Below are 21,916 nucleotides of genomic sequence, written 5' to 3' on the forward strand. Positions count from 1 at the left end.
GTTGGCCGGTCAAATCGCCCGTTTATGGCGTTCGCGCAGCTCTTGACGTTCTTTGGCTTCGATACACAGGGTGGCGGTGGGGCGCAGCAGCAGACGTTGCAGGCCGATGGGCTCACCCGTTTCGCGGCACCAGCCGTACTCGCCACGGGCGAGCAGTTCGAGGGCGTCGTCGATCTTGTCGAGCAGCTTCTTTTCCCGCTCCAGCAAGCGCAGTTGCCACTGGCGCTGTTCTTCGGCGCTGCCCACATCGGCCGGATCGCTGTTGGGCTCCTGCTCGCGCAGTAACAGGAATTCGCCCTCGATGCGCGCTTGCAGTTCATTGCGCTGAGTCAGCAACAGTTCGCGGAAAAAGCCCTGCTGGGCTTCATTCATATAGTCGGCGGGCGGCTGGGCCAGCAGGTCTTGTTCGGTCATAGGGAATGGGTCACGGGTCAGGCTGTGCTTTAATGTTATAGTATAACAATACAAATAAGCCAATCCCCCTTGCTCGTTGCGACGAAGGGCGCAATGCTTGAACACTTCCCAGCCCCCGAGATCCCTTATGAAATACCTGGTGTGCGCCCTGTTACTGGCAGCGGCAGGGCCTGCCTGCGCCCAAGCGCCAAGCTTGCTGGCCAATTGCACGCGCAGCGCCAACCTGTTGGCCTGTGTGGACCCGCTGGGCAATGCCTACAGCGTAGCGACGGTGGGCACCACCACGTATTTGCGCGGTTTCGAGGTGGTCGGTAAACGTTATTGGGCACAAACCAACAGCCGCTACGGGCAACTGACGTTCTTTACCGGCCTGGCGTCGGATGGGGAGGCATGGGTCGGCTACACGCGGCGGGTGGGCTGGACCACGATCAACCGGTTTTCCAGCTCCGGAGGCGCCACTGCCAAGTTCACGTGCAGCCGAATTACCGGCTGTTAGGCCTGAGCGTTCTTCTGTTCCTGCACCCAGGCCATGTAGCTGTTCATCGGCGGGTTCTTCTGGAAGTATTTTTTCAGGCCTTCGAACAAGCCATCCGCAACCGCTTGTTGATGGCGCGCCGTCACCAGGCGCTGGGCGTCCTGGGCGTTGGAGATAAAGCCGGTCTCCACCAGGATCGACGGCACGTCCGGTGACTTGAGCACCGCGAACCCCGCCTGTTCCACACGTTTCTGATGCAGGCTGGTGATGCTTTGCAGGCTCCCCAACACCGAGCTGCCCAGTTGCAGGCTGGACGCGATGGTGGCGTTCATCGACATATCAAGAATCACCCCGGCCAGCATCGGATCCTTATCCTTGAGATTGAGCAACGTGGTGGCGCCCAGCAAATCCGCGCCGTTTTCACGCTGGGCCATAAAGCGCGCCGTGGCCGAGGTCGCGCCGCCCTCCGACAGCGCATACACAGAGGCGCCCGAGGCCGTGAGCCGTGGCGCGGCATCGGCATGCACCGAGATGAACATATCGGCCTTGTGCTGACGGGCGATGTCCACGCGCTTGCGCAGCGGCACAAAGAAGTCGTCGTTACGCACCAGTTTCACGTCAAAACCCTTTTCACGTTTCAAGCGCTTGGCCAGCAGTTGGGCGATCGACAGCACCACATCTTTTTCGCGCTGCCCCTTGGACCCGACAGCACCGGGGTCTTTGCCGCCGTGGCCGGGGTCGACCACCACAATGATGTCGCGCTTGGGGTGCGCCTTGTCCACCGAAGCCACCAAGGGCACGGCTTCAGCAGCGATTTGACGCGGTGCACGGGTGGCGCTGGTCAGGTCCAGCACCAGGCGATGCCCCTGCCCGTCCTGAGGCGGCAATACAAAGCTGTTGAGCTGCATCGGCGCGGCCAGGTCAAGCACGATGCGTGTATCCGCCTTGCCGAAATGCCCCGAGCGAATCGAGGTGATCCCGCTGTTCTTCAGCTCAAGTTGAGAAAAGTCACCACTGAGGCCTGCGCCGCTCAAGTCGATGATCAGGCGTTCCGGGGCAGTCAGGGAGAACGTCTTGTATTGCACTGGGCCGCTTAGGTCGAACACCAGCCGCAGCTTGTCGTCCGAGCGCCACAGGCGTGCATTGCGGATCTGGGTCGCGTGGGCGGCGAACGGCAAAGCAAACAAAGGGCTGGCCAGGAGCAGGTGGAGGAGCTGACGTCTGTGCATGACAAATACCGCGAATAAAGGAGCGTCCGTACTCGACATGACTGAAAAAAGGTCGGGGCAGAAAATTCATCGTCGACTCTATTGTTATACTATAACATGTCGAATTATTTCCAACGATGGACCTGCTTATGAATGCGCTGACTCTGCCGGATATTGCCGCGCAGGCTTCACGCCAAGCCTTGCCACTCGACTGGGTGGGCATGTGCGGCATCGCCCTGCCGATCCTCATCGATGGCCAGCGCCTGACCGCCACCGCCGATGCCGGCGTCAGCCTGGACGACGGCACCGCCCGTGGTATTCATATGTCGCGCCTTTACCTGGCGCTGGAGATGCTCGACCAGCAGCCCATTACACCCGCACTTCTGCGCAATGTACTGCAGCGGTTTCTCGACAGTCATGAAGATTTATCTAAGAACGCCTACCTGCGTCTGCACACGAATTTACTGCTGAAACGCCCCGCGCTGGTCAGCCCACTGGCCGGCTGGAAGGGCTACCCGGTGAGCATCGAGGCGCGCCTGGAAAACCAGATGTTCCACGTGGAACTAAAAATTGACGTTACCTATTCTTCAACCTGCCCCTGTTCCGCTGCCCTCGCCAGGCAGTTGATTCAGCAGCAATTTCTCCAAGACTTCGGCAACACGCCATTGCTGCATGAAGACGTATTGACCTGGCTCGGCAGCGCCAACGGTATCGTCGCCACGCCCCACAGCCAGCGCAGCAGCGCGCAGTTGCACGTGCACCTGCAAGGCGATCACCTGCCACTGACCGAGCTGATCAACGCTGCCGAAGCCGCCCTCGGCACAGCCGTACAAACCGCCGTAAAACGCGCGGACGAACAAGCCTTCGCCCTGGCCAACGGGCAGAACCTGATGTTCTGCGAAGACGCCGCACGCCGCCTTAACCTCGCCTTGAAACGCTCGGATGCCGTCAAAGCCTTCCACCTCAAAGTGATCCACGCCGAAAGCCTGCACGCGCACGATGCCGTGGCTGAAAGCCGCTGGACGAGAAACCCTTCATGATCAGTTGCACCGCCTTGCGCTGGGGCGCCCCCGGCCAACCGCTCACTCCCGCCGTGGATTTCACCCTGGAAAAAGGCAGCCTCACCGGTGTGATCGGCCCCAACGGCTGCGGCAAAAGCAGCCTGCTCAAAGTCATCGCTGGCCTGCAAAAACCGTTGGCGGGCAAAGTGACCGTGGATGTTCCACGCCGAGGTGGCCTGTCGTTCCTGCCCCAGCAACAGCACCTTGACCGTCAGTTCCCCATCAGCCTGCAAGAACTGGTCGCCGCCGGTCTATGGGGCACACGGCTCACCCCGCAACAACGCAGCGAACGCCTGCAAGCGGTACTGGAAGACTGGTGCCTCAGCGGTCTGGAACAGCGCCCGCTGATGGCGTTGTCAGGCGGCCAACTACAACGCGCATTGCTCGCTCGCATGAGCCTTGCCGAGTCGCCAGTGTTACTGCTTGACGAGCCCCATGCCGCTCTGGACGAAGAAGGCCAGGCGCTGTGCTGGAACCACATCCACGCCTGGCACGCCGAAGGCCGAACGTTGGTGGTGGTGTGCCATGACCTCGCCTCCGTACGCCATCACACCCAGCAAGTGGTGCAAATCAAAAGCAGTGGCTGTGTGTTCGGCCCCAGCAAAGAGTTGATCCGCCCGCAGCCTCACATGCAGGTGGCCTGATGCACTTCGCCGCCCACCTGTGGATGCCCTTCCTCGACTTCGTCTTCATGCGTCGCGCCCTGATCGGCGGGCTGGTGCTCGCCTGCAGCACCGCTCCGCTCGGCGTATTTCTGATCCTGCGCCGCATGAGCCTGATCGGTGACGCCGTCGCCCACGGCATATTGCCCGGCGCCGCACTGGGCTTCTGGTTCGCGGGCTTGAGCCTGCCCGCGCTGACCATCGGCGGCCTGGGCGCGGGCCTGAGCATGGCCGGCCTGTCGGCGTGGATCACCCGCCGCACCGGCCTGCGCGAAGACGCCAGCCTCGCCGCTATCTATCCCATCTCCCTCGCCGCCGGCGTATTGATCCTGGGCCTGGCCGGCAAGCGCCTGGACCTGCTGCACCTGCTGTTCGGCTCTGCCCTGGCCGTCGACGAAACCACCCTGACCGGCATGCTCTGGGTCTCCGGGTTCAGCCTGATCGCCATGGCGCTGATCTACAAACCGCTGCTGCTGGACACCCTCGACCCGCTGTTCCTGCAAACCGTCAGCCGCCTTGGCCCCCTGGCCCACGGCTTGTTCCTGACCCTGGTGGTACTGAACCTGGTGATTGGCTTCCAAGCCATCGGCGCCTTGATGGTGGTGGGATTGATGATGTTGCCGGCCATCGCTTCACGCTTCTGGAGCCGGCGCCTGCCGGTGTTGATCGCTGTATCGGCGGTGCTGGGATGCCTGTCGGTGTGGTTGGGTTTATTGCTGTCGTTCTACTTCTCGCTGCCCAGCGGCCCGGCGATTGTGCTGGTGGCTGGCGGTGGGTACCTGCTGTCCGTGGTCTTCGGTCCGGTGCACGGCTTGCTGCGCCGCCCGCCTTTGCTTACATCCCAATGAGGTGTTTCCCGATGCGCGCTCTACTCGTGCTGTTCAGTCTGCTGCTGCCGCTGTCGATGGCCCAGGCCGCCGACAAACTCCAAGTGGTTACCAGCTTCAGTATTCTCGATGACATCACCCACCAGATCGGTGGCGAGCACATCCAGATCAGCAACATGGTCGGCCCCGACGCCGATGCCCATACCTACGAGCCAACCCCGGACGACGCCAAGGCGCTGCTCAAGGCCAAGGTGATCATCAAGAACGGCCTGGGCTTCGAGCCGTGGCTGGATCGCCTGGTCACCAGCACCGAAACCAAGGCCACGGTGGTCACCGCCAGCAAAGGTGTGATCTCCCACACCATGGAGGAAGACGGCGAAACCATCCCCGACCCGCATGCCTGGCACAACCTGGCCAACGCCGAAATCTATGTGAACAACATCACCAAGGCGCTGGTAGCTGCCGACCCGGCCAACAAGGCCGACTACCTGCGCAACAGCCAAGCCTACCTGAAGGAAATCTACCGCCTGCTGGCCGAAGCCAAGACCAAATTCGGCGCGCTGCCGCCGGGTAACCGTCGCATCGTTACCTCCCATGACGCCTTCGGCTACCTGGGCCAGGCCTATGGCATCCAGTTCCTGGCGCCGCAAGGCCTGTCCACCGAACGTGAACCGTCGGCCGCCGAAGTCGCCGCGCTGATCACCCAAATCCGCAAAGACAAGGTCAAGGCCGTGTTCATGGAAAACATCAAGGACTCGCGCCTGCTCAAGCAGATCGCCGATGAAAGCGGCGCGCAGATTGGCGGCACGCTGTACTCCGACGCCCTGGCTGCAGAAGGGCCGGCGAGCACCTTCATCGGGCTGTTCGAGTACAACCTCAACACCCTGTGCGCAGCGTTGAGCAAGCCATGACCCTGAGCATGCTCGAACTGGAAGGGGCTGCCGTCGGCAGCCGCTTTCCACTTGCAGCCGTGCTCGACGCCCTGCCGTGGAACAGCGACGGCCTGATCGCCGCCATCGCCCAGCAACACGGCAGCGGCGAAGTGTTGATGTTGGCCTGGATGAATCGCCAGGCCCTCAACGAAACACTGGCTACCGGGCAGGTCTGCTATTGGTCGCGCTCGCGCCGACAGCTGTGGCGCAAAGGCGAGAGCTCCGGCCACTGGCAACAGTTGGTGGAAGCGCGCCTGGATTGTGACGGCGACGCGGTACTGCTGATCGTCGACCAGCAAGGCCCGGCCTGCCACACCGGCCGCCACACCTGTTTCTACAACGCCATCGACGGCGCCTACGTTCACATCATTACGGAGCCAGTTGCATGATCCGCAAGAACCCTTCCGGCGATCTGCCGGTGATTGCCGAATCGGCCTACGTCGACAAGACCGCGATCATCTGCGGCAAAGTCATCATCGGCGAGAACGTGTTTGTCGGCCCCTACGCCGTGATCCGCGCCGACGAAGTCGACGCCAGCGGCGCCATGGACCCGATCACCATCGGCGCCAATTCCAATATCCAGGACGGCGTGGTCATCCACTCCAAGTCCGGCGCGGCGGTGACGATAGGAGCATTTACATCCATCGCGCATCGCTCCATCGTCCACGGCCCCTGCACCGTCGGCGACCGCGTGTTTATCGGTTTCAACAGCGTGCTGTTCAACTGCGCCGTCGGCGATGGATGCGTGGTGCGCCATAACTCGGTGGTCGACGGCCGTGACTTGCCCGTCGCCTTCTACGTGCCCTCCACTACCCGTATCGGGCCGAATACCGACTTGTCGCAATTCCCGCCGGTGAGTGTCAGCGCCTCGGAGTTTTCCGAAGACGTGGCACGTACCAACGTCGACCTGGTGCGCGGTTACAAAGCCCTGCAAAACGAGTTCTGAGCCATGAGCCGCCTGCTGATCCGCAATGCCCGCCTGGTGAATGAAGGCCAGGAGTTCGATGCCGACGTGCTGGTCGTCAATGGCCGTATCGAGAAGATCGCCAGCAGTATCGAGGGGAACACCGCGCCGGTGGCCATCGACGCCCAAGGCCAGTGGCTGCTGCCGGGCATGATTGACGATCAGGTGCATTTTCGCGATCCGGGCGCGCCGGACAAGGGCAGCTTCTACAGCGAGTCCCGCGCGGCCGTGGCCGGCGGCATTACCAGCGTGATGGACATGCCCAACACCCAGCCCGCCACGCTGAACCTGGAAGCCCTGGCCGATAAAAAGCGCCGCGCGGCCCTGCACTCGGTGGCCAACTATGGCTTTCACTTCGGCGTCAGCAACGACAACCTCGACACCGTCGCCGCCCTCGACCCACGCGAAGTGGCCGGGGTCAAAGTGTTCATGGGCGCCTCTACCGGCAATATGCTGGTGGACGATCCACGGATCCTGGAACGGCTGTTTGCCGAGGTGCCGACCATCCTCCTCGCCCACTGCGAACACACGCCGAGCATCCAAGCCAACGAGCAGCGCATGCGTGAGCGCTTTGGTGACAAGATCCCCGCCGTCGCCCACCCGCTGATCCGCGATGCCGAAGCCTGCTATCGCTCATCCTCCTTCGCCGTGGAATTGGCCAAGCGTCACGGTACACGCCTGCACGTGCTGCACCTGACCAGTGCCCGCGAGCTGGAATTGTTCGAAGACAAACCGCTGGCGCAAAAACGCATTACCGCTGAAGTCTGCGTGCATCACCTGCTGTTCGATGACCACGACTATCACCGCCTCGGCCACCAGATCAAATGCAACCCGGCGATCAAGACCCGCGCCGACCGCGACGCCCTGCGCCTGGCCTTGCTGAGTGATCGTCTGGATGTGATTGGCACTGACCATGCGCCGCATACCTGGGCGCAAAAACAGTTGGGGTATCGTGAAGCGCCCTCGGGTTTGCCCCTGGTGCAACACGCGCTGCCTGCGCTGTTGGAGTTGGTGGCCGATGGGCTGCTGCCCCTGGCCACCCTGGTGGCCAAGACCAGCCACCGTGTCGCCGACCTGTTTGCCATCCCCGACCGGGGTTATCTACGCGAAGGGTATTGGGCCGACCTGGTGCTGATCAAACCGGAGCCCGAGGGAAAGCCGGTCAGGGATGAGCCGATTCTTGCCCGCTGTGGTTGGACGCCGTTCGCCGAACGTCGCTTTCGCCACAGTGTGAGCACCACCTTGGTCTGCGGCCACCTGGCCTGGCACAACGGCCAGGTAGTCGACAGCTGCCAGGGTTTACCCCTGCATTTCCTAAGGTAGGAGCGCGCTTGCTCGCTCCTATTAAGCGCGAGGCTTGACCGTACCGCAATCGGTGCCCAGCCATTGGGCGTGGGTATCCAGGCTGCCCTTCTGCTGAACGCCGGTGGCATTGAAGGTGCCGTTGACGGTGGTGGTGAATTCTTTCTGGCTCTGGAAGGTAGCGACGCCGGTGCCCTGGGCTTTCGGGCAACTGAAACGGAATTTCCACTGGTTACCGGTCTTGTCGGTCACTTCCTGTTTGCAGCCCGATTGCGGGTCGGTCAGGGGGATTGAATCAGAGGCGACCTGTGCCGGGGTGAGGCACACCTGCACGCCTTTGCCGGCCATGGTGATGCCTTGCTTTTCCAGCATGGCGCGCTGTTCGGGGGTCATCTGTTGCTTGAGCTGACCGAGGATCAGCGACAGGTCCGGCAGGTCCTGGTTATCGACTTTCATGTTGCTGGTGGTCAATTCCCACAAGCCCGGCGCCAGCATCTGCGCCTGCGCTGCCACCGGCAACGACAAACCAACAACCATGGCCAAACCAAGCAGACGAGCATTCATCGGGTAACTCCTGGGCAATTGTGGGCGTTAGACGCCACAAAAGTGCCAGTGTTGCACGGCAAATAAAATAGCGACATTCGCAGCCGTTCATGGTCTGTTAGGCATTGGATTGCCTGGAGTACCGTCGTCCATGGATTTCTTTGGCCCGCACCTGCTCGCCTACTTCATCGCCACGCTGCATTTTCTCGGGACTCTCGCCGCGATCCACGCGGTGCTGACCGTCAGGACCGCCCAAGGCTCGATCGCCTGGGCCCTGTCGCTGATGTTCATGCCCTACCTCACGCTGATCCCCTACCTGATTTTTGGCCGCAGCACCTTCGACGCGTACATCCAGGCCCGCCGCCAGGCCAATCAGGAAATGCACACCGCCATCGCCGAGCTGAACTGGCGCCCATGGGTCGAAGAAGCCCTCGCCGCGCGTAATTCCAGCGCCTACGCCTCACTGCGTGCCATGCCCAAACTGGGCCGCATGCCGTGCCTGGCGAACAACGAAGTGCGCTTGCTGATCAATGGCGACGCCACCTTCGGTGCGATCTTCGAGGCCATCCGCAACGCACAAACCGCCGTACTGTTTCAGTTCTTCATCATCCATGACGATGAACTCGGCCGTCAGTTACAGGCTTTGTTGAAGGAAAAGGCCGCCCAAGGCGTGGGCATCTACGTACTGTACGACCGTATCGGCAGCCATGCCCTGCCCCATCGCTACGTGCAATCGCTGCGCGACGCCGGGGTGCAGGTCAAGGCATTCGCCACCCGCAGCGGTTGGCTCAATCGTTTCCAGGTCAACTTCCGCAACCATCGCAAGATCGTGGTGGTGGACGGTGTCACCGGGTTTGTCGGTGGGCACAATGTGGGCGATGAATACCTGGGCAAAAAACCGCCGCTGGCGCCGTGGCGCGATACCCATGTGCAAGTTACCGGCCCAGTAGTGGCGTGCCTGCAGGAGTCGTTTGCCGAGGACTGGTTCTGGGCCGCGCGCGAGCTGCCGCCGCTGATCCTGCCGGACGCCTACCCCGAAGACGGCGTGCTCTGCCAATTGCTCGCCAGCGGCCCGGCCGACCCGTATGAAACCTGTTCGCTGTTTTTCGTCGAGGCTATCCACGCGGCAACCGAGCGCGTGTGGATCACCAGCCCGTATTTCATCCCTGACGAAGCGGTCTTCGCCGCCCTGCGCCTGGCGGTCCTGCGCGGGGTGGATGTACGTCTGCTGCTGCCATCGCGGCCCGACCACCGCATCGTGTACGCCGCGTCCAGCCTGTATGCGATCGAAGCGGTGCGCGCCGGTGTCCGGGTGTTCCGCTACACGCCGGGTTTTCTGCATCAGAAGGTGGTGTTGGTGGACAGCGAGATCAGCGCCATCGGCAGTGCAAACATGGATAACCGTTCGTTCCGGCTGAATTTCGAAGTGATGTTGCTGACGGTCGACGAAGCCTTCGCCAAGCAGGTGGAGCAGATGCTGCTGGACGACTTCGCCCTGGCCCATGAAGTGAGCCAGGAAGAAAGCCGCGAGACCCGCCGCCTGCAACAACTGGGCATGCGGGTGGCGCGCTTGATCTCACCGATTCTCTAACAGCCAATGCGGTAAAAAATGTGGGAGGGAGCAAGCCCCCTCCCACATTTGGATCTCCACCTTTCTGGAACATCAGCTCAGCGATAGATATCCTCCCGCGTCCACGGCAGTTCATGGCTGCCATCCGCGTGAGGCTTCACCGCGAGAATCTGGTGCAGGTTGATCCAGCCCCGCGCAAACGCATAAGCACACCCGGCCAGGTACAGCCGCCAGATGCGCAACGCTTGCTCCGGCACCAGTTTCGCCGCCGCTTCCAGGTTGTCTTCCAGGCGCTCGCTCCAATGGTCCAGGGTGCGCGCGTAATGCAGGCGCAGGCTTTCGACGTCGACCACTTCCAGCCCGACTTCACTGATCTCAGCGGTCATCATCGCCAAATGGGGCAGTTCGCCGTTGGGGAACACATAACGCTCGATAAACTCCCCAGCGCCACGGCCCACGGGCCGGCCGTCGGTGTGCTTGGCGGTAATGCCATGGTTCATCACCAGGCCGCCTTCGCGCACGGCACCAAACAGGGTCTTGCAGTATTGCGCCAGGTTGGCGTGGCCGACGTGTTCGAACATGCCCACGCTCACCACTTTGTCGAAACGACCATCCTGGGGTAGATCGCGGTAGTCGAGCAGTTGCAGGTCGATCCGGTCTTCCAGGCCCTCGGCTTTCACCCGCTCCTTGGCCAACGCCAACTGCTCTTTACTCAGGGTGATGCCAAACACCTTGACCCCGAACTCCCGCGCCGCAAACCGCGCCAGCCCGCCCCAGCCACAGCCTACGTCGAGCAGGTATTCGCCTGGCTGCAAACGCAGTTTGCGGCACAGGTGGCGGAATTTGTCTTGCTGGGCCTGGTCGATGGATTCGCTGCCGGTTTCGAAATAACCGCAGGAGTACGCCATGTCCTGGTCCAGCCATAGCTGGTAGAACCCGTTGGACAGGTCGTAATGGTAGGAAATGGCCGCGGCGTCGGTGGCCTTGTCGTGGATCGAGCGCGCCGGACGACTCCCCTCGTCGTCGTCAATCAGGGCATGACTCAGTTCGTCACACACCCGGATCACTTCAGTGATGGAGCCTTCCAGCTCCAGTTTGCCCTCGACGAAGGCTTCGCCCAACGAGTCGAGCGTGGGGTGGGACAGTTTGGGCACGACCGTGGGGTCCTTCACCACGATGGTCACACTGGGCTCGGGGCCCAAGTTGAATTCATGGCCATCCCAGAGTCGAAGACGCAGCGGCAGCTGTAGATTCTGTAAGGCCGGTGGAAGTTGCGCGAGCATGAGTAGTCCCCCCCTTATTTCAGACGTCTGGAATGAGGGTAGACCATCCCGAGAAAAAGTAGGAGGCTATCGATTTGATAGCGTTCTTCTATGGGGCTCGGCGCTGGAGCAAACCGTCCTGGATCCACTGTTTCAGCCATGTCACCGCTTGCAGTGGTGCACCCTCTCCATAAGTGACTGCCAACTCTGCACACAGTTCTGAAAAATCCCAGCCGGTGGTCACCATCCCCGCCAAGGCGCAGGCCTCGAAGGGTTCCAGGCTGCGGTAACGGCATACATTCTGGTGGCGCCACACCACGCAGATGTGTGCCGGATCAAGCACCTCGCTGCCTGGGAAACTGGATTTATCCTTGCTGGATCGCCAGATCGCCAGCGTGTTGAAGCGGCAGAGTAACTGCTGCACTGAAGGCGCCAGGTTGACCTGTAGACCCGGCCACTCTTCGGCAGGCAACAACGCCATGTCGTCCAGCATCAGCAACCGCCCTTCGGGCGCGTCAAACGCCAGGGTGAACGCCCACTCCAACCGCGCCAGCTCGGCCAGCGGCGCGCTTTGTTCGGCCACCAGATGCTCAAGGATAAACGCCGCAAACCGCTCCCCCAGCCAGCGCAAACTGTAATGCGCAGAGGGATGGCGGCGAACATAGGCTTCGCTCAGCAACGCAAACTCATCATCCCCCAGCCAATACCGGATGGCACCGAAGTCATGTCGCAGCACGTCCTGCAACCGCGAGAGGTAGGCATTGTGATAAATCGCCAGGCCCGTTTCCACATCCAGTGTCGGCCCACCAAGCAACGTGGCGGCGAAATCACTGCTGGCAACCGGCGTCTCGGATAACAGGTGCCGTTCAAAAGCCAACTGCCAATCGGTCAGGCGCATAACGCTCTCCTGGCCAGGGCGGTGGCCCCCAGTTCGCGGGCCTTGCTCAACTCGGTGAGCAGTTCTTCGAGCGGCGGGAAATGGTCATCGCGCTCCAACAATGTCGAGACCGGCCCCACGTGCTCCAGGGTCTGTTGATACAGCGCCCACACCGGATCGCACACCGGATGGTCGTGGGTATCGACCACGTAGTCGCCGTAATCCATATGCCCCGCCAAATGCAGCTGGCGGATGCTGTCGGGCGGCAGGTTGCGGATGAAGGTCCAGGCATCGAAGCCATGGTTGCGTGCACTGACATACACATTGTTAACGTCCAGCAGCAACTGGCAGCCCGACAGGTGGGCCAGGGCATTGAGGAATTCCCATTCGGTGAATTCATCCGCCTTGGCACGCACATAGCTGGAGACGTTTTCCAGCACCAGCGGGCGCTGCAACACATCCTGCACTTGGCGAACGCGAGCAGCCACGTGGTAGAGGCTTTCTTCGGTGTAAGGCAGGGGCAACAGGTCGTGCAACTGGTGCGCGCTGCCACGGCTCCAGCAAAGGTGATCGGAAACCCACGCCGGCTGGATGCGCTCGGCCAGGGATTTGATTTGCTTCAGGTAATCGATATCGAGGGCATGAGGCCCACCAATGGACAGGGACACACCGTGCATCACCAGAGGATAGCGCTCGGCTATTGCGTCCAGGTAGTACAAGGCCTTGCCGCCCTGGACCAGATAATTCTCGGAGATCACTTCGAACCAATCCACCGGCGGCGATTGTTCAAGGATCTGTTGATAGTACTCACTGCGTAAACCCAGGCCGTAACCAAGGCTCGGAAGGGAAACAGGCATAGGACACTCCAGGGAAAAGTGTCCGCAGCGGTGGGTGCAGCCGCTGCGGTTGCACTCGGTGGCCGGTTACTCGCCGACGGTGCCGCCTTTCTGGTCGCACATGGCCTTGCTCATGGACAGGAAGCCCTGGCCCTTGCAAGCTCCCTGGCCTTTGCAGGCGTGGTCTTTGGTCTTGCAATCGTTCTGGCCTTTGCAGGCGTTGACGCCATAGCAGTGAACGGTGGCGTCTGCAGCTTGTACCTGGGTAGCAACACCAGCAAACATGGTGGCGGCAGCCATCGCCAGCGCAGCACCAGCAGCAGCGGATTTAATCTTCATTCTTGTATTCCTCATGATCGGTAGTGGCGTCGGCCTGAACGGATTGCCCAGTCTCGACACTGCACTAGAGTGAGGCCCCACATCGGCGTTACAGCCGTGTGCAAATATTCCCGAAAATTAATCCTCAAGCTTCGACAGCGGTTCCTGAAACCGCAGCAAACGCCCGGCATTGCCCAGTACCAGCAAGGTGCTGAGGTTATGCAACACCGCCGCAATCATTGCCCCCGCAGCACCCAACCAGCCAAAGGCGGCAAACACCACGATGGCCAAGGTCCAGCCCAGGCCGATGACCACGTTAACCTGCAACGTACGCCGGCACTGGCGACTCAAGCGCACACAGGTGCCCAGGCGCCGCAGGTCGCTGCCGATCAACACCACATCCGCCGAGGCCAGCGCAATGTCCGCCCCGCCCGCGCCCATGGCCACGCCGACCACCCCAGCCTTGAGCGCCAGGGAATCGTTGATCCCATCACCGACCACCATGGGCCGGAAGCCGCTGCCGATTTCCCCCAGCACGCGGTTGAGCTTGTCCTCGGGCAATGCCTGGGCTTCGACATCGCTGATGCCCACGTCCAGCGCCAGGCTGTCGGCCACGCTTTGACGGTCGCCAGTGAGCAGCAGTTGGCGACCCAGGCCCAAATCCCGCAACTCTTGCAGGGCTTGGCGCGCCTCCGGCTTGACGCTGTCGGCCAGCAGCAGCCAGGCCAGAAACTGCCCGTTCAGGGCCAGCCCGGCAATCGGGCCGTCATGGTCAGGCACGGCGGTGGTGACAATACCCAATTGCTCGAACAACTCGGGACGGCCCAACGCCGCTTCGCCCTGCTCGGTCTGTGCCACAACGCCCAAGCCCTGGCGCTCGCGAATATCCGTGAGCGCCAGCATTTGCGCCTGAGTCGCCAACCCCGCCAACGCACGGCTGACCGGGTGGCTGCTGGCCGAACCGAGGCTGGCCGCAAGGTTGAGCAGCGCCTGGCGATCGGTCAATGCGCTCTCGATGGACTGCAAACGCAGGGTGCCAAAGGTCAGGGTGCCGGTCTTATCCACCACCAGCGAGGTCAGGTCCGCCAACTCTTCGAGGAACGCCGAGCTGCGAATCAGGATCCCGTGCCGGGCCGCGACGGCGATGCCGGCAATCGCCGTCGCCGGTGCCGACAGCACCAGGGCGCAAGGGCACGCCGCCACCAGCACCGCGAGCATCGCCTGGGCGTCATTGGTCACAAACCAGGTCACTGCCGCCAGCAGCAACACCAGCACCATATAGCTGCCCGCGTAACGCTCCAGCAGCCGCGTGATCGGCGGCTTGGAACGTTCGGCGTTCTGCATCAGCGCGATGACTTTGCCCAGGGTCGACTCATTGCCGGTGCGCGTCACTTGCAGACGGAGCAGGCCATCGAGGTTGATCGCCCCGCCAAACACCTGCACCCCCACACTGGCTTCCAACGGCACCGACTCGCCGGTGATCGGCGCCGTGTCCAGGCTCGCCTGGCCCGACAGCACCACGCCATCGGCAGGCACGCGATCACCGGCCCGCACTTCGACGATATCGCCGGTGCTCAGCGTGCCGTTATCCACTTCGATGATGCTGCCGTCGGCCTGCACCCGCCGCGCATGGCTGCGGGTCAGTTTACCCAGGGCATGAATCGCCTCCTGGGAGCCGATCACGCTGCGCTCTTCCAATACGTGGCCGAAGATCATGATGATCGGCAGCAGCGCGGCGGTCAGCAGATCGCCGGTGGCCCAGGCGCCGAGCATCGCCAGGGCGATCAGTTGGTCGGTAATGCCATGCAGGCTGGGAAAACGCAGGCTGTACCAGGCCGAGCGCATCACCGGCACCGCCACCAGCAACGAGGCCACACCGAGCAGCAACTGGCTGACGCCCGTCTGGTCCGGCGCCAGCCAGCGCCATACCAGGCCCAGCATCAGCAAGCCCAGGGCGAGCATGGCCAGGGTCAATTGCCGGGCAGCGCTGCGCTGTTCGGCGGAGGTCAGCATGGGTGCGCTCATTGTTCGGCTCCCTGGATGATCAAGCGGGAGTCGTCTTTAGGATCGACCGTGGTCACCGAGCCCGCCTGGCCGAGAATCTTCGGCATACGCTCGCGGTACAGGCGCAACAGCAAGCCTGGGTCTTTGACCTGGGCCAGGCTGGCGACCGTAGCGGTTTGCGCCTGGGCATTGGCCAGGCGTTCACTGGCCTGGGCGTGGGCGACCTGCACCAGGCGGTCGGCCTGCTGGTTGGCGGTCTGGGTGAGTTTTTCCGCTTCGGTCCGGGCGTTTGCCACGACTTTGTCGGCTTGTTGACTGGCGGTGAGTACGGCGTTGAACGCGTTCACCGCCGGGCCCGGCAGGCTCGATTGCACATCCACCCGCGTCACCTCGATGCCCAACCCCAGGCCGGTGGCGGCCAACTCGGCCAGGCGCTTGTTGATGCCTTGCACCAAGTCACCCCGCAGCCGCTCGCGACGCTCGGCGGCGCCGTTGTCGGTGCCGATCAATTCGGGGCGCGCCACCAGGATCGTGTCCAGATCGCGCGCGGCCGTCAGGGCCACGGCGCTGCGGGTCACCAGGCGATCCAGGGCAGGCAGCACATGCGCGCCCTGCAACACAAAGGCGTAGGGCTCGGTGACCTTGTAGAACACCCGCACATCCAGCTGCACCACTCCGGCATCGCCGGTCAGCAAATAGCCAGAGCCGGCCAGGGCGTCGCTCAAGGGCGTGGCGAAACTGGCCACGCGATCCGCCTGCACCGCCGCATCGGAACGCAACAGGTTCTCCACCCGACGCTCGATCACCCGGTCGGCCGCCGGCAATAACACCACCTGCTCGAACGGCTGCGGCCAGGCCAGCAGCAGCCCGGCATTCTGGATGCGGTCGAGGGCGCCGAAGTGCAGCACCACGGCGCGGTTCTGCGGGTCGATCTGCCGCACATTGGAAAACGCCCACGCCAACGCCGCCAACACGGTCACCGCGTACAACGCCAGGAACGTCAGGCGCCCGGCCTGGATCCAGGGGCTGTCCGGGCTGTCACGCTCGGTCATGGCTGAACGTCCTTGGGCCCGTCCACCAACGCGCGAAAGGGCGCGGCGTCGGTGCGCAGGATGATCTTGGTGCCGGGGGACACGACCGTGCCCAAGGTGTCCAGGGAGCGCAGCAGGTTATACAGCTGCGGATTGCCGGCATAGGCACGCCCATAAATCTGCGCGGCCTCGACCCGTGACTGGGCTTCGATGTCGGCGGCTTTCACCGTGGCGTCGGCCTGCACGATGCGCGCGTCACGCTCAGCCGCGGAGCGAATCTGCGCGGCCTCGCGCTTGCCCACGGCCGTGCGTTCGGTGGCGATAGTTTCACGCTCGGCACGCATGCGGTCGACGGTGGCGGTCAGCGTGACCGACGGCAACGTCAGGCGCTCGATCCCCACCTGCACCACACGCACGCCATAGGTGGTGAGCAATTGTTGATCAATCTGCTGGCGCAGCTGCGCCTCGAAATCGGCGATGCGCACCTGGCTGGCGTCGGTGTTGATCAAGCTCGACAGGTCAAAGCTGGCCGCCGTGGTTTCCAACGCCGAGCCGACGAAGGTGCGAATCTGCCGCGCCGCCTCATCCGGCTGGTTCTGCACGGCGCGCATAAAGCGCTGCACATTGTCGGCATCGCCCTGCACCTGCCACGCCACATAGGCCTGCACGATAATCCGCAGGCCGTCGCGCGTGCCCACATCCTGCAAGCCGCTGGAGGTGGTGCGCAGGCGCAAGTCCACCGGGATCGCCGCTTCGAACGGCGCCGGCCAGCGCCAGCCCAGGCCCGGTTCCAGCAACACCCGCGACGGGTTGCCAAAGCGGGTAATCACCGTGGCCTCGCCGGAGCGCACCTGCATCAGGCTCGCCGCCGCCACCGCAAACAGCACCAGCAACACCGCCCAGGCCGTGCGACGCCAAGGGAAAGGACCCGCCGCCTGTTCATCACCGTGATGATGGTGATGGTGGCCGTGGTGGTGACCATGATCGTGAGAATGAGCGCTCAACAGACAGACTCCTTATTGAACGGCTTTACGCGGCAGCGAAGGGTCGGCCGGTAAAGTAAAAGAACGCAGATCAATCGTCGGTGCACCTTCGGCGCCCAGGCGGTGATCCAAAATAAGCAGCTTGGCGTGGGCCAGGCCCAGGCTGAGTTGGCCCAGGTACTGTTCCAGCACAAAGGCCCGACCGGCCGTGGCGTAGGCCTTTTGTTCGGCGGTAAAGCGCAGGTCGGCCGCTTGGGCGCCGGCATTCACTTCGCGGGCAGTGGCCAAGGCCTGGTCGCGGGCGGTGCTGGCTTGCAGCAAGGCCTGGTTGGTGTGTTCGCTGGCAGCGCCGCGCTCGCGGGAAATCAGGGCCTGGGCGCCGATCTGCGCGGCTTGCACGCCGTGGTAGGCGTTGGCGGCGCCGGCCGGTGGGTGGATCGCTTCCACGACGGTGGCGAGGATTTCCACACCGCTGTCGAGTGTCTGCAAGTCCGCCTGCACGGCGCGGCCGATTTCGTCGGCCAGGCGGGTGCGTTGTTCGCCGAGCAATTCGTCGAGGGTACGCGAAGCAAAATCGTGCACCAGGATGCGGCTGGCGGTGCTGCGAATCAGGGTCGGCACATCCGCACTGTTATAGGTGGCGGCGAGTGCGGCCTGATCGGTGAGGCCGATGCGGTAAACGAAGCGCACATCCATGTTGACGATCTGGAAGCTCTGTTTATCGCCGCTGCTGCTGGCGATCACCTGGGATTTGTCATTCACATGGCTGGCGTCCCACAACCGATTGGCAATCAGCGGCGCCGGGCCTTCGGCAGGCGCCAGCTCAGGAGTAGAGGCTTCGCTGACGCTGGTGGCCAACTCATGCACCACACCGTTCTCCACGTTGATCACGCGGCCCAAGGGCCACGGCAACCCGGCATGCAGGCCAGGGCCGAACACCTCGACGGGCTTGCCAAAGCGCTCATAAATCCCACGGCCTTGCAGAGGCACTTCATGCACGCCGGTCAGCGCCCAGCCGACCGCCAGCACCACCAGCAACACCGGCAAAAACGCGCGGCGCATGTAGGTAAACGCCCAGATCTGGCGCAGGTCGATGCCGAAGCGGTTATGTAATTCGTGCTGCAACGCCAGCAGCGGTTGTGGCGGCCAGCGCAGCAACCCGGCGATGAAGCTTTGCGCCATCAGGCGTGGTTCAAGGCGCGGCTGGCGCGGGCTGAACAGCGACAGCACGCCTCTTAATAGAAACTCCAGCGCCACCAGCGCCGGCAACAGCCCGACCAGCACCGCCAGGCGCAACGGCCAGACCGACTCATCCCCCGCAAACAGCAGGCAAATGGCGCTGACCACCAGACAGATAATCGCGACCCGACTCAACTGCGCCAGTTGCGCGGCTTCCGGCCACTGGGCCGTGGTTTCCTGAGCCAGGCGCCGTTCGAACACCAGCAAGCCGAACGCCAACGCCAGCGCCAATGCCGCCCCCACGCTGGCCGCTTGGCCGACAGGCGCCGAGGGCAGGGCCAGGTTCCAGAATTCGATGATGCTGACCAGCGCCAGCAGCGACCAGCCGCCCAGCCACAAGACCGGGGCGCCAATCTGCCGGCCAAAGCGCCCCACAAGGCGTGCGTAACGACCCGTTTCTTCAACGGGTAATTCGGCCGTCGGCTCCTCCAGCGCCTGGGCACGCCAATCGGCTACCCACCACGCCGACTGCAGCCCTGCCACCAGCACCAACAGGGCCGATGCGCAGTTGATCAACACCACCGGCCAGATCGACACAGGTGCAAACAGCGCGACAAACAACGCCAGCACCCAACCGACAATGGCCAGCACCGTCAGGCTGATACCGGCTTGCCGCAATCGGCGGGCATGGAACAGCCCCTGCTGAAAACGCGGCAGGCCTTCAACCGAAGCGCCGTCCGCCTCTAGATCCACTTGCATCCACTCACGCCCGCTCGTACACAATTCGTTACGATATAACACGCGGCGTGAAATTTTTGTTCGTTAAACAGCGTTTTGAACATGGCAAAAATCTCTTGTGGGAGGGGGCTTGCTCCCGATGGCGCTGGATCAGCCGGCACATGCATCAACAGGTAGACCGCCATCGGGGGCAAGCCCCCTCCCACATTTGTCCTTCAGTGCTTTCAAGATCGTGACTAAACCCCCATAAACACGAGCCATCACTGGTACAGGCCATGAATAATCGGCACACTCCAGACAGTTTTTCGCGGGCTCTCGGACAAGGAAGCGTCACCCCTCATGATTTCGATCTATCAGCTCAAACCGCGTTTTCAGAACCTGCTGCGCCCACTCGTGCAGCGCCTCTATGACAACGGCACCACCGCCAACCAGATCACCGTGCTGGCCGGGGTCATTTCCCTGTTGGTCGGCCTGTTGATCGCCAGCTTCGCCCAACACCTGTGGCTGTTTGCGCTGATCCCGCTGTGGATGATCCTGCGCATGGCCCTCAACGCCATCGACGGCATGCTCGCCCGGGAATTCGGCCAGCAGTCGCGTTTGGGCGCCTACCTCAATGAACTGTGCGACGTGATTGCCGACAGTGCGCTGATCCTGCCCTTCGCGCTGATCCCCGGCGTGAGCCTGGTGCCGGTGCTGCTGGTGGCGCTGCTGGCGGTGTTCAGTGAATACGCTGGCGTGCTGGGGCCGATGGTCGGTGCGTCACGGCGCTATGACGGGCCGATGGGCAAGAGTGACCGTGCGTTTGTCCTCGGCGTGCTGGCCACCGGTGTGGCGCTCGGCTGGCTCGGCGCCGGCTGGGTCGACACGGTGATGTGGCTGGTCGCCGCCCTGCTCGCCTACACCCTGGTCAACCGGGTGCGCCAGGGCCTGAAAGAAGAACAACACATCTCCCCTTCTGCATAAGGATTTTGCAATGCGCGAACAGCAAGAGCACACCTTCAGTACCCATGACGGCGTCGAGCTTTTCTACCGTCATTGGCCGGCCAGCGCGCCTGCGGACGGCGAGCCGCGCAAGGCGATCCTGCTGTTTCACCGTGGCCATGAGCACTCGGGCCGTATCGCGCACCTGGTGGATGAACTGGACTTGCCGCAGTTCGATTTCTTCGCCTGGGACGCCCGTGGCCACGGCCAATCGCCTGGCGAGCGCGGCGACAGCCCGAGCTTCGCCACCAGCGCCCGCGATGTGCAGACCTTCCGCGACCATATCGGTGCCACCTATGGCATTGAGGAAGAAGAGTGTGCCGTGATCGCCCAAAGTGTCGGCGCGGTGATCGCAGCCACCTGGGTGCATGACTACGCGCCGAAAATCCGCGCCCTGGTGCTCGCGTCCCCGGCGTTCAAGGTCAAGCTGTACGTGCCCTTCGCCCGGCCGGGCCTTGCGCTCATGCGCAGGTTTCGCGGCAACTTCTTCGTCAACAGTTACGTCAAGGCAAAGTTCCTCAGCCATGACCCGGAGCGCGTGGCGTCCTACGACAGCGACCCGCTGATCACCAAGGCCATCTCGGTGAACGTGCTGTTGGGCCTGTACGAAGCCGCCGACCGGGTTGTCGCCGATGCCCAGGCGATTCAGGTGCCGACCCAACTGCTGGTCTCGGGCTCCGACTTTGTGGTGCACCGCAAACCCCAGCAGCAATTCTTCGACCGCCTTGGCAGCCTGAAAAAAGAACTGCATATCCTCCCCGGTTTTTTCCACGACACCCTCGGCGAGCGTGACCGCGCGGTGGCCGTGAGCAGCGCCAGGCGTTTTATCCTGCAGAACTTCGCGCAGCCGCTGGATCGCGCATCCCTGCTGGACGCCGACAAACTGGGCGCCACCTGCGCCGAATCCGAATCCCTCGCAGCCCCCTTGCCACGCAACTCCCTGCGCGACCTGTACTGGCGCCTGACCCGCGCCAGCATGGGCCTGGGCAAGAACCTGTCGGACGGCGTAAAGCTGGGCTTCGACACCGGTTTCGACTCCGGCAGCACCCTGGACTACGTGTACCGCAACACGCCCACCGGCAAAGGCGGGTTGGGCCGCATGATCGACACCAACTACCTCAACTCCATCGGCTGGCGTGGCATTCGCCAGCGCAAGCTGAACGTCGAGGAACTGCTGCGCCTGGCCATGGCGAAGCTGCGCGCAGAAGACCGCGAAGTGCGCATCGTCGACATCGCTGCCGGTCATGGGCGCTACATTCTTGAAGCGTTGCAGGGCGTGTCGCCGCTGCCGGAATCGATCCTGCTGCGCGACTACAGCGACATCAACGTGCGCGACGGTGGCGCGCTGATTCGTGAGAAAGGCCTGGGGGACATCGCGCAGTTCGTCAAAGGCGATGCGTTTGACCGCTTGGATTTGGCGGCACTGCAACCCAAGCCAACGCTGGCGGTGGTGTCCGGGCTGTATGAATTGTTTGCCGAAAACGCCATGGTCGGTGGTTCGTTGGCCGGCCTGTCTGAAGCCGTGGAGCCCGGCGGTTACCTGGTCTACACCGGCCAACCGTGGCACCCGCAGTTGGAACTGATCGCCCGCGCACTGACCAGCCATCGCCAGGGCCAGGCCTGGGTGATGCGCCGTCGCAGCCAGGCGGAAATGGATCAACTGGTGGAAGCGGCAGGCTTTCGCAAGATCACCCAGCGTGTGGATGAGTGGGGCATCTTTACCGTGTCCCTGGCCCAGAAGATCTGACC

General features: G+C 62.8%; 22 protein-coding genes. 11 read left to right on the forward strand and 11 right to left on the reverse strand.

Going from position 1 to position 21,916, the window contains the following annotated elements; translation table 11 throughout:
• Positions 1–9: 9 nt before the first annotated feature.
• Complete coding sequence (gene dksA / locus M2397_RS19595; RefSeq protein WP_131697713.1) at positions 10–414, reverse strand: RNA polymerase-binding protein DksA; 405 nt, start codon at positions 412–414, stop codon at positions 10–12.
• A 127-nt stretch (positions 415–541) separates the two neighbouring features.
• Here dksA and M2397_RS19600 point away from each other — a divergent pair, with 127 nt between their 5' ends.
• The gene (locus M2397_RS19600; protein WP_053127519.1) at positions 542–910 is read left to right on the forward strand and encodes a hypothetical protein; all 369 of its coding nucleotides are present in this window, start codon (positions 542–544) and stop codon (positions 908–910) included.
• Here M2397_RS19600 and M2397_RS19605 read toward each other — a convergent pair.
• Positions 907–2,118: an N-acetylmuramoyl-L-alanine amidase gene (locus M2397_RS19605; protein WP_145337380.1), complete on the reverse strand. Its 1,212-nt coding sequence runs from the start codon at positions 2,116–2,118 to the stop codon at positions 907–909. The two genes, M2397_RS19600 and M2397_RS19605, sit on opposite strands and share 4 nt — an antisense overlap.
• A 128-nt stretch (positions 2,119–2,246) precedes the next feature.
• Here M2397_RS19605 and folE2 point away from each other — a divergent pair, with 128 nt between their 5' ends.
• Genes folE2 through M2397_RS19640 form a run of 7 tightly spaced genes read left to right on the forward strand, consistent with a single transcriptional unit; the run spans position 2,247 to position 7,866 of the window.
• The gene (gene folE2, locus M2397_RS19610) at positions 2,247–3,137 is read left to right on the forward strand and encodes a GTP cyclohydrolase FolE2 (protein WP_131697715.1); all 891 of its coding nucleotides are present in this window, start codon (positions 2,247–2,249) and stop codon (positions 3,135–3,137) included.
• Complete coding sequence (locus M2397_RS19615; RefSeq protein WP_131697716.1) at positions 3,134–3,802, forward strand: metal ABC transporter ATP-binding protein; 669 nt, start codon at positions 3,134–3,136, stop codon at positions 3,800–3,802. Before folE2 ends, M2397_RS19615 begins: the two co-directional genes overlap by 4 nt.
• Positions 3,802–4,668, forward strand: coding sequence for a metal ABC transporter permease (locus tag M2397_RS19620; protein ID WP_053127510.1), 867 nt, complete (start codon positions 3,802–3,804; stop codon positions 4,666–4,668). Before M2397_RS19615 ends, M2397_RS19620 begins: the two co-directional genes overlap by 1 nt.
• 11 nt (positions 4,669–4,679) lie before the next feature.
• On the forward strand, positions 4,680–5,558 hold the full coding sequence (locus tag M2397_RS19625; RefSeq protein WP_145337377.1) for a metal ABC transporter substrate-binding protein: 879 nt from the start codon (positions 4,680–4,682) through the stop codon (positions 5,556–5,558).
• Positions 5,555–5,968, forward strand: a complete 414-nt coding sequence (gene hisI, locus M2397_RS19630) for a phosphoribosyl-AMP cyclohydrolase (protein WP_083236315.1) — start codon at positions 5,555–5,557, stop codon at positions 5,966–5,968. The genes M2397_RS19625 and hisI overlap by 4 nt, the downstream gene beginning before the upstream one ends.
• Positions 5,965–6,525 carry a DapH/DapD/GlmU-related protein gene (locus tag M2397_RS19635; protein ID WP_131697719.1) on the forward strand — a complete coding sequence of 187 codons (561 nt, stop codon included), beginning with the start codon at positions 5,965–5,967 and terminating at the stop codon, positions 6,523–6,525. Before hisI ends, M2397_RS19635 begins: the two co-directional genes overlap by 4 nt.
• 3 nt (positions 6,526–6,528) lie before the next feature.
• The gene (locus M2397_RS19640; protein ID WP_259244266.1) at positions 6,529–7,866 is read left to right on the forward strand and encodes a dihydroorotase; all 1,338 of its coding nucleotides are present in this window, start codon (positions 6,529–6,531) and stop codon (positions 7,864–7,866) included.
• A 21-nt stretch (positions 7,867–7,887) separates the two neighbouring features.
• On the opposite strand, the gene M2397_RS19645 is transcribed toward M2397_RS19640, so the two are convergent.
• Entirely contained in the window at positions 7,888–8,409 is a 522-nt protein-coding gene (locus M2397_RS19645; protein ID WP_092355965.1) for a DUF3617 domain-containing protein, read from the reverse strand.
• A 130-nt stretch (positions 8,410–8,539) separates the two neighbouring features.
• Between M2397_RS19645 and cls the strand changes: the two genes are divergently transcribed.
• Positions 8,540–9,979 (forward strand): cardiolipin synthase, encoded by a 1,440-nt coding sequence (gene cls, locus M2397_RS19650; protein WP_167655893.1) that lies wholly within the window; start codon positions 8,540–8,542, stop codon positions 9,977–9,979.
• 77 nt (positions 9,980–10,056) lie between these two features.
• On the opposite strand, the gene cfaB is transcribed toward cls, so the two are convergent.
• The 8 genes from cfaB to hflK (M2397_RS19690) form a co-directional block, all read right to left on the reverse strand.
• Positions 10,057–11,241 (reverse strand): C17 cyclopropane fatty acid synthase CfaB, encoded by a 1,185-nt coding sequence (gene cfaB, locus M2397_RS19655; RefSeq protein WP_259244267.1) that lies wholly within the window; start codon positions 11,239–11,241, stop codon positions 10,057–10,059.
• 88 nt (positions 11,242–11,329) lie between these two features.
• Positions 11,330–12,118, reverse strand: coding sequence for a DNA-binding domain-containing protein (locus M2397_RS19660; protein ID WP_131697723.1), 789 nt, complete (start codon positions 12,116–12,118; stop codon positions 11,330–11,332).
• Positions 12,109–12,954: a DUF692 domain-containing protein gene (locus tag M2397_RS19665; protein ID WP_259244268.1), complete on the reverse strand. Its 846-nt coding sequence runs from the start codon at positions 12,952–12,954 to the stop codon at positions 12,109–12,111. The genes M2397_RS19660 and M2397_RS19665 overlap by 10 nt, the downstream gene beginning before the upstream one ends.
• A 66-nt stretch (positions 12,955–13,020) precedes the next feature.
• Positions 13,021–13,272 carry a hypothetical protein gene (locus M2397_RS19670; RefSeq protein WP_065937926.1) on the reverse strand — a complete coding sequence of 84 codons (252 nt, stop codon included), beginning with the start codon at positions 13,270–13,272 and terminating at the stop codon, positions 13,021–13,023.
• A gap of 117 nt (positions 13,273–13,389) precedes the next feature.
• On the reverse strand, positions 13,390–15,276 hold the full coding sequence (locus M2397_RS19675) for a cation-translocating P-type ATPase (protein WP_259244269.1): 1,887 nt from the start codon (positions 15,274–15,276) through the stop codon (positions 13,390–13,392).
• On the reverse strand, positions 15,273–16,307 hold the full coding sequence (gene hflK / locus M2397_RS19680; protein WP_259244270.1) for a protease modulator HflK: 1,035 nt from the start codon (positions 16,305–16,307) through the stop codon (positions 15,273–15,275). Before hflK (M2397_RS19680) ends, M2397_RS19675 begins: the two co-directional genes overlap by 4 nt.
• Positions 16,304–17,293 (reverse strand): protease modulator HflC, encoded by a 990-nt coding sequence (gene hflC / locus M2397_RS19685; protein WP_259244312.1) that lies wholly within the window; start codon positions 17,291–17,293, stop codon positions 16,304–16,306. Before hflC ends, hflK (M2397_RS19680) begins: the two co-directional genes overlap by 4 nt.
• Before the next feature lie 9 nt (positions 17,294–17,302).
• Positions 17,303–19,207, reverse strand: a complete 1,905-nt coding sequence (hflK, locus tag M2397_RS19690; RefSeq protein WP_259244271.1) for a protease modulator HflK — start codon at positions 19,205–19,207, stop codon at positions 17,303–17,305.
• 318 nt (positions 19,208–19,525) lie between these two features.
• Between hflK (M2397_RS19690) and M2397_RS19695 the strand changes: the two genes are divergently transcribed.
• Together M2397_RS19695 and M2397_RS19700 are read left to right on the forward strand one after the other, a co-directional pair.
• On the forward strand, positions 19,526–20,149 hold the full coding sequence (locus M2397_RS19695; RefSeq protein ID WP_053127483.1) for a CDP-alcohol phosphatidyltransferase family protein: 624 nt from the start codon (positions 19,526–19,528) through the stop codon (positions 20,147–20,149).
• Between the two features lie 10 nt (positions 20,150–20,159).
• On the forward strand, positions 20,160–21,914 hold the full coding sequence (locus M2397_RS19700; protein WP_259244272.1) for a bifunctional alpha/beta hydrolase/class I SAM-dependent methyltransferase: 1,755 nt from the start codon (positions 20,160–20,162) through the stop codon (positions 21,912–21,914).
• Positions 21,915–21,916 lie beyond the last annotated feature (2 nt).

Origin of the sequence: Pseudomonas sp. BIGb0381, from assembly GCF_024809815.1 — a bacterium.
Classification (GTDB): Bacteria; Pseudomonadota; Gammaproteobacteria; order Pseudomonadales; family Pseudomonadaceae; genus Aquipseudomonas.

What these genes read in the sequence shown, in the direction of transcription:
- dksA (WP_131697713.1), bottom strand. Translation starts at nt 414, where the DNA reads ATGACCGAACAAGACCTGCTGGCCCAGCCGCCCGCCGACTATATGAAT.
- M2397_RS19600 (WP_053127519.1), top strand. Translation starts at nt 542, where the DNA reads ATGAAATACCTGGTGTGCGCCCTGTTACTGGCAGCGGCAGGGCCTGCC.
- M2397_RS19605 (WP_145337380.1), bottom strand. Translation starts at nt 2,118, where the DNA reads ATGCACAGACGTCAGCTCCTCCACCTGCTCCTGGCCAGCCCTTTGTTT.
- folE2 (WP_131697715.1), top strand. Translation starts at nt 2,247, where the DNA reads ATGAATGCGCTGACTCTGCCGGATATTGCCGCGCAGGCTTCACGCCAA.
- M2397_RS19615 (WP_131697716.1), top strand. Translation starts at nt 3,134, where the DNA reads ATGATCAGTTGCACCGCCTTGCGCTGGGGCGCCCCCGGCCAACCGCTC.
- M2397_RS19620 (WP_053127510.1), top strand. Translation starts at nt 3,802, where the DNA reads ATGCACTTCGCCGCCCACCTGTGGATGCCCTTCCTCGACTTCGTCTTC.
- M2397_RS19625 (WP_145337377.1), top strand. Translation starts at nt 4,680, where the DNA reads ATGCGCGCTCTACTCGTGCTGTTCAGTCTGCTGCTGCCGCTGTCGATG.
- hisI (WP_083236315.1), top strand. Translation starts at nt 5,555, where the DNA reads ATGACCCTGAGCATGCTCGAACTGGAAGGGGCTGCCGTCGGCAGCCGC.
- M2397_RS19635 (WP_131697719.1), top strand. Translation starts at nt 5,965, where the DNA reads ATGATCCGCAAGAACCCTTCCGGCGATCTGCCGGTGATTGCCGAATCG.
- M2397_RS19640 (WP_259244266.1), top strand. Translation starts at nt 6,529, where the DNA reads ATGAGCCGCCTGCTGATCCGCAATGCCCGCCTGGTGAATGAAGGCCAG.
- M2397_RS19645 (WP_092355965.1), bottom strand. Translation starts at nt 8,409, where the DNA reads ATGAATGCTCGTCTGCTTGGTTTGGCCATGGTTGTTGGTTTGTCGTTG.
- cls (WP_167655893.1), top strand. Translation starts at nt 8,540, where the DNA reads ATGGATTTCTTTGGCCCGCACCTGCTCGCCTACTTCATCGCCACGCTG.
- cfaB (WP_259244267.1), bottom strand. Translation starts at nt 11,241, where the DNA reads ATGCTCGCGCAACTTCCACCGGCCTTACAGAATCTACAGCTGCCGCTG.
- M2397_RS19660 (WP_131697723.1), bottom strand. Translation starts at nt 12,118, where the DNA reads ATGCGCCTGACCGATTGGCAGTTGGCTTTTGAACGGCACCTGTTATCC.
- M2397_RS19665 (WP_259244268.1), bottom strand. Translation starts at nt 12,954, where the DNA reads ATGCCTGTTTCCCTTCCGAGCCTTGGTTACGGCCTGGGTTTACGCAGT.
- M2397_RS19670 (WP_065937926.1), bottom strand. Translation starts at nt 13,272, where the DNA reads ATGAAGATTAAATCCGCTGCTGCTGGTGCTGCGCTGGCGATGGCTGCC.
- M2397_RS19675 (WP_259244269.1), bottom strand. Translation starts at nt 15,276, where the DNA reads ATGAGCGCACCCATGCTGACCTCCGCCGAACAGCGCAGCGCTGCCCGG.
- hflK (WP_259244270.1), bottom strand. Translation starts at nt 16,307, where the DNA reads ATGACCGAGCGTGACAGCCCGGACAGCCCCTGGATCCAGGCCGGGCGC.
- hflK (WP_259244271.1), bottom strand. Translation starts at nt 19,207, where the DNA reads ATGCAAGTGGATCTAGAGGCGGACGGCGCTTCGGTTGAAGGCCTGCCG.
- M2397_RS19695 (WP_053127483.1), top strand. Translation starts at nt 19,526, where the DNA reads ATGATTTCGATCTATCAGCTCAAACCGCGTTTTCAGAACCTGCTGCGC.
- M2397_RS19700 (WP_259244272.1), top strand. Translation starts at nt 20,160, where the DNA reads ATGCGCGAACAGCAAGAGCACACCTTCAGTACCCATGACGGCGTCGAG.